This window comes from Rhodothermales bacterium (genome assembly GCA_017643395.1).
Lineage (GTDB): Bacteria > Bacteroidota > Rhodothermia > Rhodothermales > UBA10348 > JABDJZ01.
Window position 1 is genome coordinate 306,521 of sequence record JAEPNP010000003.1, and the last position, 16,122, is coordinate 322,642.

Genomic DNA, 16,122 nt, shown 5'->3' on the forward strand with positions numbered 1-16,122 from the left:
TAGAGCCGACTTCCATCTAGTACAGGTTCTACAGCATGCAACGCATACTCATAACAGGAAGCAGCAGCGGATTTGGATTCCTTGCGGCACAAACACTGACAAAAGCCGGCCATGTGGTTTTTGCGACCATGCGGGACCCCGCCGGGCGCAACTCCGAGGCGGCAGCCAGGCTGACCGAGTCTTCCTCTCAGCAGGACGGCAGATTGCACGTGCTTGATCTCGATGTGACGAGTGATGCGTCCGTCGAGGCGGCCGTGGAGCAGGCAAATGAGTTGGAGGGAGGCATTGATGTTCTGGTGAACAACGCCGGATTCGGCGGCGGTGGCCTGACGGAGACATTCACGCCGGCGCAGTTCAGCCGGATGTTTGAAGTCAACGTGTTTGGTGTTCAGCGCATGAATCGCGCCGTACTGCCGGCGATGCGGCAGCGGGGTTCCGGGCTGCTCATCCACATCTCCAGCACCATGGGCCGCATCGTGATCCCGTTTGCCGGTGCCTACACGGCCACCAAGTTTGCCCTGGAAGGGCTCTCTGAAACCTACCGGTACGAGCTGGCGCCCCACGGCATTGAGTCGGTCATCATCCAGCCCGGCGGGTTCGGCACCGACTTCTTTGGATCCATGCTCCAGCCGGAAGACGCTGCCCGGGTCGAGACCTATGGAGAGGCGGCCGCCATGCCCCAGCAACTCTGGTCCGGCATGGGCGAGATGATCGCGAGCGGGCAGGCCCCGGATCCGCAGATTGTCGCCGACGCCATCCTGGAGGTGATTTCGGCTGAGCCCGGCGCCCGACCGGCGCGCATGGTTGTCGATCCAATGACGGGCGGCGAGGGTCCCAAGGCGCTGAACCAGACTGCAGCAGCCGTTCAGGAGCAACTACTCTCCGGGTTCGGCATGGAATCGTTGCTGCACGTGGCGGAATCAAGCGAAGTCTGATCCCGCCTCCGGATAGACAGACACCCATCCGCCGGGTGCTGGTCACAGCCAAAAACAGGGGACGACCGGCAGGGTCGTCCCCTGTTCTGATTTTGTGCGCCTCTGACAGCGACGGGCGGCGTGTTTCCCTCCGCATGGCCTTCTTCGAGTGGGCCGCCCCGACAGGGCAGTTGCAGCTACCACACTGAATCCTGTCAGGCCAGCATGCGTAGGGACGCGTGATGCGCAGATTCCGCGCCATAGCTTCCATCAGCCTGCTCGCCAGCCTTTTGCTGGGCACGCTGGTAGCTCCGCTGGCCCACCTGGGCTGGATGGAGATGGGCGGCATGGAAATGACGGCCATGTCCCACTCGATGGACATGGAGTCTGCGGCCGAAGACGGGGACTTCTTTAGCCCGTTCGAGGAGTGCATCGAGGAATGTCCGTACCTCCAGCTTCTGCAGACCCAGTCGCCCGGACTGGCCGATCTGGCCGCCCGGGACCGGGGTGCCGAGGCCGTGGAAAAGGAATTCTCGGAACAGGGAAGGCAGGATGACGGCCGGTTGGACCGCACCATCCGGCCACGTGGACCGCCAGCAGTGGCCTGAATGGTGCCGCTCGGCACCTTGATTTAGGTAATTCGCGCTCCCGGACGCGTGTCCGGGCTCGCCATTGGCATTCGGCCCCACGAGTTGGACGATCCGCTGCTAGCGGTTCGCGTCCGCATATCCCCTTGATTCCATGTCTCGTCTCGTTCTGCTTCCGCTCTTTCTGGCTCTGCTCATCACTGCCTGTGACTCGAATGTCATGGACGATGAGGACATGATGGCCATGACTACCCTGCGCCTGGAGCCCGTATTCGACGGTCAGCCGCTGGTCATGGGCAGCACATACACCCACAACGGCACGGCCATCAATTTCTCCGCCGCTCGTGTCTACATCTCTGACATCACCCTCATCGCCGAGGATGGCACCGAGACGGTGATTCAAAGCGATCCGCTGACGGTCCCGGCCAAGGCCGCCGATGACTCGGATGTGACGCACACAGTCTCGAACCGGGTAATTTTCGCCAAGCACGACCACGCGCATCACGAATACGATCTGGGTCACGTGCCGGTCGGCGAGTACCACGGCGTGGAATTCAACGTCGGCATTGCCGGTACGGACAACCGCATCGACGCGACGCAGGTGCCTGCAAGCCACCCGTTGGCCAAGCAGACCGACCTCAACAACCACTGGAGCTGGTCCAACGGCTACATCTTCGTGCGCCTGGACGGCCAGGTAGATTCCGACGGCGACGGCACGCCGGATACGGCCTGGGAGACCCACCTTGGCAAGGACAACTTCCTGCGCGAAGTGCACCTGCACGCAGACTTTGAAGTGGATCAGGAAGGCACGACGCAGATCCATGTGATGCTGGACTACCACAAGCTGCTGGAGGGCGTGGACCTCGCTGACCCGGTCCAGCGCATCTGCCACACGGGCAACAATCTGCCGGTGGCCAACGCGGTTGCCAGTGAGATCTCGGGCTCCTTCATGTTCCACGGCGTGCACGACTCCGACCACGACGGACACGACCACTGATGCGAGCCTGGACTGCGCTCATAGCGGTCCTGGTGTCGGGTTGTGTGTTGGCGGGGCCGGAAGGCTCGGAATCGCTGTCGGTGCCTGATGACCTGCCGGCCGGCTTCGAGCCGATTCCGGTGCCCGCCCACACACCCCTGACAGCCTCGCGGGTGTCGCTCGGTGAACGCCTGTTCTTCGATCCGTCGCTCTCGGCGGATGGCAGCGTTTCCTGTGCGTCCTGCCACAAACCCGAACTGGCGTTCGCGGATGACGTGGCCGTCAGCCCGGGAGTGGAAGGACGAACCGGCATTCGCAACGCACCTTCCCTGGTCAATGTGGCATGGCAGGACCTGCTGTTCTGGGACGGAGGGGCCTTTACGCTGGAGCTACAGGCCGTCGGGCCACTGGAGGCCAGGGACGAAATGGACCGGCCCCTCGCCGAGGTACTGGAGCAACTGAACGGCGACCCTTCCTACCGGGAGGCCTTTTTGGACGCGTTCGGCGATGAGGCCACGGTGCAGACGTTCACGCAGGCACTCGGCGCGTACCAGCGCACTATTCGCAGCGGGGGATCCCGCTTCGACCGGGAGGCGCTGACGCCCCACGAGGACGCGGGTCGTGCGCTTTTTTTCGGCCGGGCAAACTGCGCCTCCTGTCACAGCGGGTTTCTGCTGACGGATCAGAGCTTCCGCAGCAACGGACTGTCCGTCGCTGCGGACTCCGGCCGGGCACGCATCACGCTGCGTCCGGAGGATCGCGGCCTGTTCAAGGTCCCTTCCCTTCGAAATGTGAGCCTCACGGCACCCTACATGCACGACGGCCGCTTTGAGTCCATCGAAGATGTGATCGAGCACTACGACAAGGGGGGCGAGACCGCATCGCCCGGCATCCGGCCGCTGAATCTGACCGCGGCGGAGAAGCGGCAGCTCGAGGCGTTCTTGCGCGCGCTGGAGGACACCTCAATTCGCACGGGACTATGAAACGAATCCTGTTGACCCTATTCGGCCTGTCGCTGGTCGGATGTGCCCCTGACATCACGGAGACGGACTTCTTCAGCCGTCACCCGGACGCACCGGTGGGGGACGAGAGTGTTGAGGTAACGTCGGTGCAGGACGGTGCCCTGGAGCTTCGGGTCACGGCGCCTCGCCCATTACAATGGGGTCACAACCTGATATCACTGGAAGCCTTTGCGGGCGGCGACCCTGCCGGCGCGGAGGCAACCGTCACGCCCTACTTCCTTGTTGAGGGCGACCGTATTCCGGTGCCTTTTGATCCCGTAACGCTCAGGAGCGGGGACGAACCAGCGGTCCTTTATCTGCTTGAGCCTGTTGAGCTCGATGGGCGCTGGGTGCTGGATGTGGTCTGGCAAAGTGCCGGCAGCTCGGGGACGCGCACGGTCGATGTCACAGTCCGCCCCGGTCTCTGGGTGGGCACGGTGCCCGGAACCGGAGAGTACCTGACGTGGGTCCGTCCCACGGAGCCGCGCACCGGGCAGGACGTGCTCGAGCTAGCGCTGCATCGCTTCATTGAGGGCCGCTTCCAGCCAGTTGAGGGCGTGCCGTTCGACCTCTATCCGTATATGGACATGGGCGGGGGAGAGGGTCACAGCACGCCGTATGCGCCCCCCGGAAGTGTCGGAAATGGACGGTATAGGGGCGAGATCAACTTCATTATGTCCGGCGGTTGGGACCTGACTGTGTATGTGGGCGCCAACCGGACGGCGGTGCTCTTTGAAGGATTTGAGGTGCGATGATGATGAGACTCATTCTCCTACTCGTTTTGCTGACGCCGGCGCAGGTGATCGCGCAGTCGCTGCATGGTCGCGTGCTGGATCACGCCACCATGGAGGGCATCCCGCTGGCCACCCTGCTTGTGGTAGGTACCGATCAGGGCACGGCGGCCGACATCGACGGACACTTCCACCTGGATCTGCCCGAGGGCGCGCGCGAACTCCGCGTCTCTGCCGTTGGTTACACGTCGGAGCGCTTCCTGATTACGGACGCCATGCGTTCCGGCGAGCCCTTCCACCTGCATCTGCATCCCAACGTGATTCAGCATCAGGAGGTGGTGGTGAGTGCAGACGGCGGTGCGGTGCGGGACCCAGCGGCATCGCCCCATGTGCAGCGCGCCACCGAAGATCTGATGGATCGCGTGCCGGGTGCCGACTTCATTCAGCGCGCCAATTTTGCCTGGGAGCCCGTGATACGCGGCATGAGTGGCGGCCAGATTGGCCTGGTGATAGACGGCATCAAGGTCATCGGCGCCTGCATCGATGAGATGGACCCCACCTCAGCGTACGTGGAGGTGGAAAACCTGGAGCGCCTCGATCTGACCAAGGGCGGGTTTGATCTGAGCAGCGGCTCCCAGATTGGTGGTGCAATCAATCTGGTTACCCAGAAGCCGTCACTTTCTGACCCGTTCAGCCTGTCCAGCGAAGCCGGCTTCGAGTCGGCCTCCGGGCTTCGGCGCGGGCGCGTGGTAGCATCCGCCTCCGAAGGTGACGTCGGTGTGCGTTTCAGCTATTCGTACAAGCGAGCGGCGGATTTCCGGCCCGGGGGCGGCGCAGCCGACGTGGCCGGTTCGGGGTACGAAAAGAACAATTACAAGGCGGACGTCGCGTGGCAACCGCACCATGCCCATCGTCTGGAGGCCTCATTTCTCGGGGACAATGCGTGGGGCGTCGGCTATCCGGTTCTTCTGATGGACGCCACGCTTGCCAAGGCCCGGATTTACAGCCTGACGCACACGCTGACGCCCCATAGCGGTGGCGCGCCGCATCATGTCGAGACCAAGGTGTATCACAACACCGTGGATCACTGGATGGACGATTTCGGCCGCGATGTGCTGGAGCGCCAGGTTATGCGCGGCATGAATATGCCCATGTATGGCCTCACGCGCACGAGCGGTTTGATCAGCACCGCGGACATCCGGCTTGATGGGGGCAATCGCGTGGGGGTGACCCTCGATGCCTATCGCACGAAGAGTTTCGGTGACATGTGGATGTTCAGTGTCTTCGAGGGCATCCAGGACATGTACCTGTTGAATCTGGGCGATGTGGTGGTCAACCATGCGGCCCTCGCAGTGAACGGTACGTACCACCTTTCAGAGCGGCTGTCGCTGCGGGCCGACGCCCGAATGGACGTGTCGCCTCGAGATGTGAAGCGGGAGGAATCCCGGTCGATTCTCGAAGGACGATGGGACACGGATGATCTTTCCCGCACGTACGTGCTGGGCAATCTCAGCACAACGCTGGAGTATGCGTTTTCGCCGGCCACGCGGGTGCGGTTCGGCATGGCCAACGTCAGCCGTCTGCCCACACACATCGAGAACTACGGCCACTACGTGTACAACTACGTGGACGGCTACTTCTATACCGGAAATCCCGATCTGAAGCCGGAGCGTTCGAGGCAAGCGGAAATCGGCATCGATCATTGGGGGCAACGAGCAGGATTGCGCGCCAGCGTATTCGCCAACCACGTGCGCAACTACATCATCGGTGAGGGGGACACCGGTCTGACGGAGGGGTCATCTACCTACCGGTTTCGGGTGTACCGCAACGCGGACGCAGCGCTATTGATGGGCGGCGAAGTGTCTGCGGTTGCCGAGTTGGGCAAGGGCATCTCAATCGCAGGCGCGGGGTCGTACACGTGGGGGCAGAACCTGGAGTTCGACGAGCCGCTTTACCTGATGCCGCCCCTCAGCGGCATGCTCAGCCTGCGGGCTGATCGGGGGAGACGCTGGGCGGAGCTCGAAGCACGCATGGCCATGCCCCAGAACCGCGTGTCCCGCCAGGTTGCCCGGGAGGACGGCACGGACGGCTACTTCATCCTGAATGTGCGTGGCAGTCTGCCGGTGCCGGGTGGCGCCGAGCTGAAGGTGGGTGTGGAGAACCTGCTCGACACCTTCTACCAGGAGCACCTCAGCTTCGGCAATCTGCCGAACGAGGGGCGCAACCTGTACGTAGCGCTCGCCTGGGCGTACTAGAGTCAGTCTGCCTACCCATCGCCCAATTTTTGAAAGGCCCAGTAGCCGATGCCCGCGATGCCGGCGAGTTGCAGTAAGTGCAGCCACCACAGACGGGTGCCCTCAAGCAGCACATAGCGGGAGCCCATCAGGGCCTCTATGCGCTGGGCCTGCACCTCCACCGGGCCCCGGTAGAAAGGGGCCCACATGAGGTCGCCGGAGGGTTCGACCTGCCAGGGGATGTAGAAGACGGCAACGATGAGAAAGGCGATAACCGCCGTGCCCAGGGCGCCGCGCTGGTTGTGGTTCATGGCTACAGGTAGACGCGATAGACCAGACGCACGTTGCGACCGGGTTCCGGCATCACACTCTTGACACGGGACAAGTGGTCCCGGTACTCCGTATTCGAGACGTTGTCGATGGCCAACGTCAGACTGTGGAGTGAGGTGCGGGAGCTGAACAGGTACTCCAGGAACAGATCTGGGACCAGATAGCCGCTGGTCGGCTCCTCGAACTCGCCCAGGCGCTCCTGCCGGGCCGAGCCGCGCAGGGTCGCCCCGACGGTCAGCGGCGAGCGATCGTAGCGAACCGACAGGCTTTGCCGAAACGGCGGTGTCCACGGAATTGGCTCGTCCAGCTCAGTCAGGGTGCCACGCACGAAGCTCAGGTTGCTGGAAACGGACCAGATATTGGACAGTCGGATGTCCACACTGCCTTCGGCGCCCTCCATCCTGGCATCGGAGCCGGCGTACTGGAAGATGGGCAGGTAGATGCGCGTGTTGAGCTCTCCGGTGTTCCTGGGAAAGATGTATCCCGAGAAGCGGTTCAGGTAGGCGGCCGCGTACCAGGAGACCCGGGGGCCTTCCCATCGGGACGATAGTTCGAAGCCGGTACCAGACTCCACCCCCAGGTCCGGATTGCCCACCTCGAAGGAATAAGCCGCAAGGTGCGGGCCCTCGGAGAAGAGTTCTTCGATGCCGGGCAGGCGAATGGAGCGCATACCGGACGCGGCGAGGGTGAGTCTGGGATTGAGGGGCCACTTCAGGGCCGCTGATGCCGAGACTCCTCCGAACTTTTTCTGGGCGATGAGGCCGATGTCGGACATGAACTCCCGGCTGGGCGTCACCTGGCGGAGATCGTAGCGCGCTCCGACTTCGAGTGAGGTGCCGCCCAGATCCACCGTCTGGTGACCGAAGCCGGCAACAGACCATTCGGTCGTCGCAGGCGTGGACGAGAACCCTCCCGATGCGTAATCGCGATGCTCGACCCAGAACCCGACAGCTCCATCCGTCAGGCGCCCGCGTCCTGCCGTGTGGGCGATGGCCGTCGCGTGATAGGAGAGGAGGCCGAATTCAATACCAACCGAGCCGTTGGATTCGAACTCCTGGTGGAAGTACCTGGAATAGCTTCCTTTTGCTTCCAGATGTCGAATGCCGCGGATTGGTGTGATCCACTCGCCCCTGGTCCGAAAGTGGCGTCGGTTGAGCTCGATGGAGACTCCTTCCGGGTGTGCACCTACAAATCCCCCGGGGATACCGTAGTGCGAATCATACAGGGACCCTGAGACTCCCAGGTAGCCCCAGGACCGGACAAGACTGGCGCCCAGGGACGCGGTACCCGTGTCCAGGGCGGTGTTGCCTAGTCGACCGTCGGGTGTGGCTACATCACCAGCAGCTCGATATGCGCCGTCCGCCCGGACCACGGCGCTGGTGCCTATCGGAGCCACGACCACGGCGCCGCCCGCCAGGCCTCGACTGGCACTCTGTCCCTGTCCCGAGAGGGTTGTGCGGACTTTGGAAGGCACGGAGCTCGGCACGTAGTCTCGCACCACGTTCACCGCACCGCCCAGCGTATTGGGGCCGTAAATGAGCGCGGCAGGTCCGCGCACGATTTCTATGCGGTCCGCGGTGATCGGGTCTACCACGAGGGCATGGTCCGATGTAGTGGCCGACAGGTCACCCGTGCGGCCTCCATCCTCGAGCACGAGCAGGCGCTCCCCGCCCAACCCGCGCAGCACCGGTCGGGCGGGCGCGGGGCCCATCGACCGCATGGAAAGTCCCGGCTCCTGGTCCAGAGTTTCGGCGATCGTCGTGCCGAGCTGTTGCCTCAGTCGGCCGCCCCGCAGTTCGGAGGCAGCTTCGACAGTTTGCGCACCAAGTCCTTCGTCTACGACTACGACCTCAGCCGATTCGATGACGGAATCGCGCATGCGCAGCGTCAGTTCGAGCGTGTCCCCGGTAGCCACCGTGATGGTGGTTTCGAAGGGGAAGAAGCCGATGCGGAAGGCCTTGAGGGTGAACTGGCCCGCAGGCATTCTCCTGAGCAGGAACGCACCGTTCCCATCCGAAGTGGTGGAACGGTGCGCTTCCTGCACCAGGATCTGAGCAAACTCGACCGGCTCGCCTGAGGACGCACTAACTACGCGGCCCGTCAGCACGCCGGATTGCGCTCTTGCCGGAGCGCTGATCATCCAGATCGCCAGTAGGGCTATGGCGATCCGGATTGTTCTCATTGAACGGTGATCTGAATGGCGTTGCTTGCGCTGACCGGCGGCGTGGTGAAGTCCGCGTGGTCATTGTGAAGCAGGCGCAACTGGAATCCAGTCGTTCCGGCGGATTCACCGTGCAGGTGGAAGGCCCATTTGCCGTCTTCGGAGTGCTGCTCGAATTCGGCGATGCCCTCTGTGGCAAACGCGTGGCCGAGGGAGAACTCCGCTCCGAGATCCTCGGAATGAATCTCCTCACCTTCGTGGCCGAGGAATTCGACCGAGATCAGCGGGGTCTCTTCACCCGCCGAGATGGCGAAACCGCACTGTGCGGTGGCACAGGTGACTTCGCCCTCCAGGACGCGCCAGACTTCGGCGCCATTCATCATGACGGCGATGCCTTCAATTTCGTCTGCATGATCGTCGTGGTCGTCATCATCCACGGGGTTGCTGTCACATGCAGCAAGAAAGAGGACAGCGGGGAGTACAAAAAGGGTGGCCCAGCCGCGGGCCGTAAGGAACGTGGGTTTCATTGTTTCCTGTTCGCAAAGCTTGAGTCAATCGGATCGTTGGGGCGATGGGCTCCGCAACGATCACGTTGCAGAGGCTCAAGCGGCGACAGGGGGGCCACGTATCGGCGCGCGGTCACGTGTGAGCGCACCGGAGGTCTCATGGGATGTCAACCAGGCCTTGCCGAGTCCGCTCAGGTCAACGAGGTCCTCCGCTGTCCCGGATTCGGCGACGGTGCGGGTTACGCAAAGCGTGCAGTCGTCCGGAGAGGCCGCGGACAGGTCGTGCCCATCGCTGAAGCCGCCTTCCGGGCCGTGGTGGTGCTCGGTGCCGGCCCATTCGAGCGCATGCTCAATCTGGTGCAGTGGCGGCGCGAGCACCCACCCGAAGACCAGGAGGGCGAGCAGGGTCAGGGCGCTATGTCGGCGGTGGCTGGAGGCCATGGATACAGGATCTCGGCTAAAGCCCGCCTCCGTGAAGGGGTTCCCGAGTTCGCGGCCGATGGCCATGTTATCCGGGGGCCGGGGCCGCGCTGTTGGCATTGCCACCCGTATACTTCCGGTCACCCCGGTTTGCTTCCCATCGCCTTATCTCGTGATCCCACCCATGTCTCGATTCGGACCCCTTGTTCTGCTGCTTGCGCTGAGCCTGACGTCCTGCACGACCGTCAACGTAGACCCAGGCATGCAGGCCGCTTCCACTCCGACTGCGACGACCGCAAGTCGCCCGGCCACCCCTTCCTCAGCGACTGCTGCGAAGAGTCCATTCAAGAAGGCTTCCGAAGTACTCAAGGACACCCGCAAGGTGGACGGATTTCTGACCTTCAACGTCAAGCGGGACCAGACGACGTATCTGACGCTGCCGCCGAGCCGCATGGACGCCGACATGGGTCTGGTCATGCATTACTCGTCCGGCAACGGCACGTTTGGTATTCAGGAGGGGCTGTACCTCTTCGATACCCGGTTGATGCGTTTCGAACGCGCGGCGGACAAGATCCATCTGGTGCACCGCAATACGCGGTTCATCGCCGATGAGGGCACCGGCATGCAACGCGCGCTGGAGGACAACATCGGACACTCGATTGTGCAGACATTCGACATCGCCGGTTTCGACTCCACGTCGGGCGCCTATGTGATCGACTTCACGCCTTTCCTGGTGTCCGACTATGCCGACATCGCGAGAGGCACCCGCTTCTACTTTCAGAGCCAGCGGGAGGCGCGGTTCGACAAAGGATCGAGCTGGGTGGAGCGCGTGCAGTCTTTCCCGAACAACTCGGAAATAGACGCGATGCTGACATTCCGGCCGACCGCTCCGGCCACCGCACAGGCGATCGGGATGGCGGATGCACGCTCGTTCTCGGCAGGGGTCCGGTACTCCTTCTTTGGACTGCCGGAGGTGCCCATGGCTGCCCGCGCCGCGGACAATCGCATTGGCTACTTCATCGATGCGGCGAAGGATTTCTCACAGGACAAGGCCTTCGATCCCATGGTGCGCCACATCAATCGGTGGCGACTTGAGAAAAAGGACCCGAGTGCCGAACGGTCGGAGCCGGTCACGCCGATCACCTTCTACATCGACTGGTCGGTGCCGGAAGAGTATCGGCCGTATGTGCACGAAGGTGTTGAGGCCTGGAACAAGGCGTTCGACGCGGCCGGATTCATCAACGCGATTCGCGCCGTGGACCCGCCGAAGGATGATTCCACGTGGAGTGCAGAGGACATTCGTTACTCGACCATCCGCTGGACCGCGGCATATCGCATGGGGTTTGCAATCGGCCCATCGCAGACCGACCCCCGCACCGGTGAAATCCTGAACGCAGACATCCTGCTCTCCAGCGAGTTTGTGAGCGGTTGGAGCAGCGAGTACGACGAGCTTCTGGAGACCAGGAGTTTCGAGCAGATGGAGGCGGAAATGGCCGAGTCGCTGGCGTTCGGTCTCCATGAGCGGATCTGCACCAACCAGATAGGGCGCCAGCAGTCCATGGGCTTGCTGAACGCCACGCTGCTGAGCGACGGTGTGGTTGCGAAGACCGGCGACATTCCGCTGGAGCTGATCGGAGTGCAGCTGCGTGACCTCACCATGCACGAGGTGGGGCACACGCTCGGTCTCATGCACAATTTCGAGTCCTCATCGGCGATCGACTTCGGCATGCTGCAGGACAAGGACTACACGCGGCAGAACGGCGTGTACTCGTCGGTCATGGACTACGCCATCGTCAACATCAATCCCGACCGGGAGCGTCAGGGCTACTACGTCAACCCGGAGCCGGGTGCGTATGACGTGTTTGCCATTCGCTTTGGCTACACCCCGGAGGAAGACAAGATTCCAGGCATCCTTGCCGAGTCGGCCAACCCGCTGCACATCTACGGCTCGCACGAGGACGGGCCCAACACCGGAATCGACCCTTACGTGAACACCTGGGATCTGTCGAGTGACCTGCTGGCTCACGCGCGGACACGCGCTGAGCTCGTCTCGGACATTGAGCCGAACCTGACCGAGCGCATGGTGGCCGATGGAGAGTATTTCGATGCCCTCCGCGGTGCGTACGCCGGGCTGCTGTTCGAGCGCTACAACACCGTGAACCACGCCACCAAGCTCGTCGGCGGTGTGCGGCTGAACCGCCTGCACAAAGGGCAGGGGATGGAGCCTATGGTGCCGCTGTCCGCGGCTGAGCAACGGGAGGCCGTTGAGTTCGTCATGAGCCAGTTCATAGACGATGGGGTCATCGTGCCGAACGAGACGCTGCTGAACCGGTCGGTCCCGAGCATGCATCTGGACTTCGAGCGGCGCCCGACGGGGGCGCGCGACATTCAGATTCACAACCGGGTGGCCCAGCTGCAGGGCATCCTGCTCTCGAATCTCACGTCAGCCACGCGCCTCACGCGCATGATCGACAATGAGGTCCGTATGCCGGGTGGGGCAGAGGCCTACACCGTTTCCGAGCTCTTCGGAACCATGACGGACCGTATCTGGAGCGAGTTGTCGCACGAGAACGTCATGATCAGCTCGATTCGGCGCAATGTGCAGCGCGCCTACGTGGACCGGATGACCCAGATCATGCTGAATGACCGGCCGTTCCCCTCATCGCCCAGCTGGCCTGAGGACGCTCGTTCGATCGCGCGACTGGATCTGAGCAACGTGAACGCGCAGATCGAATCGGCGCTGTCAGCAGGGATTTCGGATCGCACGACGCGGGCGCATTTGATGGAGTCGCACGCGAGGATTCATCAGGCACTGACGCAGAGTATCAGCAAGTCGCTGGACTAGAAATACTCCCGGCCGGGTGCCCGGGGTGTCCTGACGTTGTGCCAGGTGTTTTCCGGGTTGCCTCACGCTTGCTACTTGAGGTAGTTGGGTTTAAGAAACCTTCAGCTCCGACGTGCCGATACACCTAGAACCATTCCGGGACGGCCTTCTGGTTACCTGCACCGGGAGCGTGCACATCGCCGAGATCATGGAATCCCACGCGGCGAAGTACACCTCTGGCAGGAACTCCCGCTTCGTCCTGTGTGATCTGACCGACCTCGACGAACTTGCGGTGACGCACCGCGAGCTTGCCTTTGTTGCGATTCAAGACGCAAAGGTGGGCGCCAGGGCCCAGGGCATTCCGCTGGCGGTGGCTGTCACCCGTGCGGATATTCGGCGATCTGTCCTGGAGTATGGCGGAAACGTGGTGCAGGCCGGAGGCGGCGACCCCCGCTGGGCGCTGGAAGTGTTTCCGGACATGGAGGCCGCGAAGGCCTGGTGTCTCGAGGAGGCGGTGAAGGCGGCCTGAGGGGCGGCCTCTTCGGTGGTGCGGTTGCTTGGGGGCTGGGCTCGGCTCTTGTGGGGGCGGCGCGACCTCTGCGAGCGCCCGAGTGGAAAAACCGCCCCCGTTTCCACAAAGCTCCCGTTTCAGGCTTGCCCGAGGTGGACTCAGGCGGCGTATTACACTTGGGGTAGCGCCGGCCGGCAGGCGATGTGGAATCGGGCTATCGGATTCCGTTTAGGCCGGTGCGGGATGGGGCTCGGAGAGCGCACCTCTTGTCACACTGGCCGAAAGGAGTGCCGCCTGGAAGCAGTGATGGCGGTATGGGTGTCTTCCCGGCACCCTCGGCCACGCTCAGCTTAGTTCAAGGGTTTGTCGGTTGGAGTTTCAGGGATCTCCCGGTTGCCTGGTGGCGGGCTGGATGATTTACCTGACAGGAGCTACACGCCGGACTCATGCCAATTCACTCGAAACCCCTTCGAGACGGTCTTCTGGTCACCTGCACGGGCAGCATCCGTATCGGCGAGTTCATGGAAACGCATGCTGCCAACTATGCGTCTGGCGTGAATGCTCGGTTTGTCCTAGCTGACCTTACTGGAGTTGACGAGTTGGATGTCACCCTGCGTGAACTTGCCTTTCTGGCCGTACACGACGCGGGCGCGGGGGCAATGGCTCAGGGGGTGCGGATTGCGATTGTGGTCAAGAACGAGGCAATCAAGTCGAAGGTATTTGAATACCGGCGGAACGTGGCTTCAGCGGGTCGGGACAACACGGGCTGGGCGATGGAGCTGTTTCCCGACATGGATTCCGCGGAGGCCTGGTGCCAGGCTGAGGTCGTCGAGAAGTAGCACGTGCCCGCGCCAACGCCGGGACGGCCTCATCGGAAAGACCGTCCCGGCGTCAGGCTGGCGCTAGCTCGACTCTTCGTCCCCATCGCTTGGCGGACGGAGAGGGACTTAGCTATTCCCCGTCCCCGGTGGCCTCCGTCACCACGACGTAGTTGCCGAGGAGTAGATCCAACTCCAGCGTGAGCTCGGCCTCGTAGTCAGGCCCGGAGTACCCAAGGTGCCGGAATGCCTCTCGCCCATCGGGGTCCAGTACAACGGTAGTGGGAATGCCGCGCACCCGGAAGGCGGTGGTCATCACCTCGTTGTGATCCATGGTGTAGGGGAATGCGTAGTCCTGCTTTTCGGCAAACTCGCGGGCATCCTCGATGGTGTTGCTCCAACCGGTGTTGACGACGAGGAACTGCACGCGCGGATTGTCCTGGTACTTGAGATAGGTTTTGTTCAAGTCAGGAAACGCTTTCAGACAGGGGCCGCACCAGGACGCCCAGAAATCAATCACTACCACTTTTCCGCGCAGGTCGGCGCCGGAAACGGTCTGACCTGACGCCAGCATGGTGGTTTCAAATGCTGGCGCGAGTTCGGTCCCGCGCTCCGCCACGAGCTCCGCCGCCCGCTTGACCCGCCAGGCCGCCTCGATGTCCGCCACGGCCTCGTAGTAGCCCTCATCGCTCCCCTTCCAGCCGATCCAGGACGACTTCAGGCCGGCGCGGGCCTCCTCGTGAGCTGGGGAAAGCATCGCCACGGCCTCGAAGCGCTCAAACGCTTCCTCGTGCCGGTCCCCAAGAGCCAGGGTCTGGCCAAGAAGCAGAATGCCCTCCTCCGAGTCGCCAAGCAGCGCCTCCGCGTCCATCGCAATGCGCACGCCGCGGTCCACATTCCCCGACATCGCCTCCACATAGCCGCGCGCTACATCATTAGCGGCGGCTACGCCGTCAAGGAACGCCTCAGCCTCGGCTTCCTTGCCATACATCGGACGGGCGCGGAACGGCTCTCGGGAGATCGGCCGCATGGAGTCGTAGCCGTACTCGTCGGCCTCCACCTTCTCCGCCCGACGCACGTAGGACTCGGCACCTTCCAGATCGCCGGCGCGGGCCAGCGCAATCGCTACCCGGCGGAGCTCCGACGACGCCCGGCCATACATGTCGTCCCAATCAACCTGGTCGGCCATGCGGGCAATGCCCTCGGCATTCTCGGCGTCGATGTACGCGCTCAAGAGGGTGCGCTCGTACCGGTCTGCCATGGTTCTATCCCGGAAACCCGCGGACGCATTGCCCCACTCGGCAAGGAACCCTTCTATCAACTCAACCTTGTTGGCCGCATCTTCCTCATCGGAAAGCTTCTCGGCAAACGCCTCGCGCGCCCAACGCGCCTCAAAGTCCCGGTTCGGCGGTTCCGCCTTGTACCGCTCCTCGATGGACTCCGCCTCATCGTTCAACTTGGCCGTTTCCAGGGCACGCACGGCCAGGCTGAAGTTCTCCATGGACTCCGGATCTTCGGTCAGAAGCTCGTCCGCCATCGCCCGGGCTGCCTCCTGAATCGGCTCCAGCTCGAAACCGAGCAGAATCTGGTTGCGCCAGATTGAAATCTGCAGTCCGGAATTCTCCGGATCACGCGCCAGGTCGGCCATCAGGTAGCCGTTGCGAAGCGCGATGGGGTCCACGCCCGCGGGCAAAAACTGCTCCTTCAGTCGTCCGATCCACGAGGTGGTGTACTTGCCTTCCTCGTCCAGCACATAGAGCTCCCAGTACTGGCCGCCGTTCGTGTCCGTCCTGCCGTCCGCACTTTCTACGCTCAGCAGCGCGCCGCGGCTCATGTCCTCGTAGGTTTCGTAGCGGACGGTCCATCCCTTCCGGGTCTTCCGCATCGGGATGCGCTCGGTGCCCTCATCCATGTACGCGTGGTCCACCAGGAACAGGTCGGCGGCGTCCTGGATAGCGGCCCCGTGGGCATCCGGATGGTAAGTGAACACCACGGTCTCTCCGGCGCGCGGCATGGCCGGATCCATGGTCAGAATCTGGGCCCAGGCGGCAGTCGCGCCGAGAGCCAGAACAAGCAAGAGGGAGGTCAGACGTTTCATGACAGCGGAGG

Annotated in this window: 14 protein-coding genes; 9 read left to right on the forward strand and 5 right to left on the reverse strand. The window is 62.9% G+C overall.

Features of this window, described 5'->3' with window-relative positions:
* The first annotated feature begins 35 nt into the window (after positions 1–35).
* The 6 genes from JJ896_11825 to JJ896_11850 all read left to right on the forward strand — a co-directional run bounded on the left by JJ896_11825 (position 36) and on the right by JJ896_11850 (position 6,464).
* A complete protein-coding gene (locus JJ896_11825) occupies positions 36–935 on the forward strand; it encodes an SDR family oxidoreductase (protein MBO6780333.1) in 900 nt (299 codons plus the stop codon).
* Between the two features lie 221 nt (positions 936–1,156).
* Positions 1,157–1,522, forward strand: a complete 366-nt coding sequence (locus tag JJ896_11830) for a hypothetical protein (GenBank protein ID MBO6780334.1) — start codon at positions 1,157–1,159, stop codon at positions 1,520–1,522.
* Positions 1,523–1,655: 133 nt separating this feature from the next.
* Complete coding sequence (locus tag JJ896_11835; protein MBO6780335.1) at positions 1,656–2,498, forward strand: hypothetical protein; 843 nt, start codon at positions 1,656–1,658, stop codon at positions 2,496–2,498.
* Complete coding sequence (locus JJ896_11840; GenBank protein MBO6780336.1) at positions 2,498–3,460, forward strand: hypothetical protein; 963 nt, start codon at positions 2,498–2,500, stop codon at positions 3,458–3,460. Before JJ896_11835 ends, JJ896_11840 begins: the two co-directional genes overlap by 1 nt.
* Positions 3,457–4,233: a FixH family protein gene (locus tag JJ896_11845; GenBank protein ID MBO6780337.1), complete on the forward strand. Its 777-nt coding sequence runs from the start codon at positions 3,457–3,459 to the stop codon at positions 4,231–4,233. Before JJ896_11840 ends, JJ896_11845 begins: the two co-directional genes overlap by 4 nt.
* Before the next feature lie 2 nt (positions 4,234–4,235).
* A complete protein-coding gene (locus JJ896_11850) occupies positions 4,236–6,464 on the forward strand; it encodes a TonB-dependent receptor (GenBank protein MBO6780338.1) in 2,229 nt (742 codons plus the stop codon).
* A gap of 11 nt (positions 6,465–6,475) precedes the next feature.
* On the opposite strand, the gene JJ896_11855 is transcribed toward JJ896_11850, so the two are convergent.
* The 4 genes from JJ896_11855 to JJ896_11870 all read right to left on the reverse strand — a co-directional run bounded on the left by JJ896_11855 (position 6,476) and on the right by JJ896_11870 (position 9,881).
* A complete protein-coding gene (locus JJ896_11855; protein MBO6780339.1) occupies positions 6,476–6,754 on the reverse strand; it encodes a hypothetical protein in 279 nt (92 codons plus the stop codon).
* 2 nt (positions 6,755–6,756) lie between these two features.
* Positions 6,757–8,955, reverse strand: a complete 2,199-nt coding sequence (locus JJ896_11860) for a TonB-dependent receptor (GenBank protein ID MBO6780340.1) — start codon at positions 8,953–8,955, stop codon at positions 6,757–6,759.
* Positions 8,952–9,461 carry a hypothetical protein gene (locus JJ896_11865; protein MBO6780341.1) on the reverse strand — a complete coding sequence of 170 codons (510 nt, stop codon included), beginning with the start codon at positions 9,459–9,461 and terminating at the stop codon, positions 8,952–8,954. Before JJ896_11865 ends, JJ896_11860 begins: the two co-directional genes overlap by 4 nt.
* Before the next feature lie 75 nt (positions 9,462–9,536).
* Positions 9,537–9,881, reverse strand: a complete 345-nt coding sequence (locus tag JJ896_11870) for a hypothetical protein (GenBank protein ID MBO6780342.1) — start codon at positions 9,879–9,881, stop codon at positions 9,537–9,539.
* A 163-nt stretch (positions 9,882–10,044) separates the two neighbouring features.
* On the opposite strand from JJ896_11870, the gene JJ896_11875 reads away from it, so the two are divergent.
* From JJ896_11875 to JJ896_11885, 3 genes are all read left to right on the forward strand, one after another.
* Positions 10,045–12,705 (forward strand): zinc-dependent metalloprotease, encoded by a 2,661-nt coding sequence (locus JJ896_11875; protein ID MBO6780343.1) that lies wholly within the window; start codon positions 10,045–10,047, stop codon positions 12,703–12,705.
* 112 nt (positions 12,706–12,817) lie between these two features.
* Entirely contained in the window at positions 12,818–13,213 is a 396-nt protein-coding gene (locus JJ896_11880) for a hypothetical protein (GenBank protein ID MBO6780344.1), read from the forward strand.
* Positions 13,214–13,641: 428 nt separating this feature from the next.
* A complete protein-coding gene (locus JJ896_11885; protein MBO6780345.1) occupies positions 13,642–14,034 on the forward strand; it encodes a hypothetical protein in 393 nt (130 codons plus the stop codon).
* Positions 14,035–14,146: 112 nt separating this feature from the next.
* Here JJ896_11885 and JJ896_11890 read toward each other — a convergent pair whose 3' ends face one another.
* A complete protein-coding gene (locus JJ896_11890) occupies positions 14,147–16,111 on the reverse strand; it encodes a TlpA family protein disulfide reductase (protein ID MBO6780346.1) in 1,965 nt (654 codons plus the stop codon).
* Positions 16,112–16,122 lie beyond the last annotated feature (11 nt).

Coding starts and splice junctions, on each gene's coding strand:
- JJ896_11850 (MBO6780338.1), top strand. CDS start 4,236: ATGAGACTCATTCTCCTACTCGTTTTGCTGACGCCGGCGCAGGTGATC.
- JJ896_11860 (MBO6780340.1), bottom strand. CDS start 8,955: ATGAGAACAATCCGGATCGCCATAGCCCTACTGGCGATCTGGATGATC.
- JJ896_11890 (MBO6780346.1), bottom strand. CDS start 16,111: ATGAAACGTCTGACCTCCCTCTTGCTTGTTCTGGCTCTCGGCGCGACT.
- JJ896_11830 (MBO6780334.1), top strand. CDS start 1,157: ATGCGCAGATTCCGCGCCATAGCTTCCATCAGCCTGCTCGCCAGCCTT.
- JJ896_11835 (MBO6780335.1), top strand. CDS start 1,656: ATGTCTCGTCTCGTTCTGCTTCCGCTCTTTCTGGCTCTGCTCATCACT.
- JJ896_11845 (MBO6780337.1), top strand. CDS start 3,457: ATGAAACGAATCCTGTTGACCCTATTCGGCCTGTCGCTGGTCGGATGT.
- JJ896_11855 (MBO6780339.1), bottom strand. CDS start 6,754: ATGAACCACAACCAGCGCGGCGCCCTGGGCACGGCGGTTATCGCCTTT.
- JJ896_11885 (MBO6780345.1), top strand. CDS start 13,642: ATGCCAATTCACTCGAAACCCCTTCGAGACGGTCTTCTGGTCACCTGC.
- JJ896_11870 (MBO6780342.1), bottom strand. CDS start 9,881: ATGGCCTCCAGCCACCGCCGACATAGCGCCCTGACCCTGCTCGCCCTC.
- JJ896_11865 (MBO6780341.1), bottom strand. CDS start 9,461: ATGAAACCCACGTTCCTTACGGCCCGCGGCTGGGCCACCCTTTTTGTA.
- JJ896_11825 (MBO6780333.1), top strand. CDS start 36: ATGCAACGCATACTCATAACAGGAAGCAGCAGCGGATTTGGATTCCTT.
- JJ896_11840 (MBO6780336.1), top strand. CDS start 2,498: ATGCGAGCCTGGACTGCGCTCATAGCGGTCCTGGTGTCGGGTTGTGTG.
- JJ896_11875 (MBO6780343.1), top strand. CDS start 10,045: ATGTCTCGATTCGGACCCCTTGTTCTGCTGCTTGCGCTGAGCCTGACG.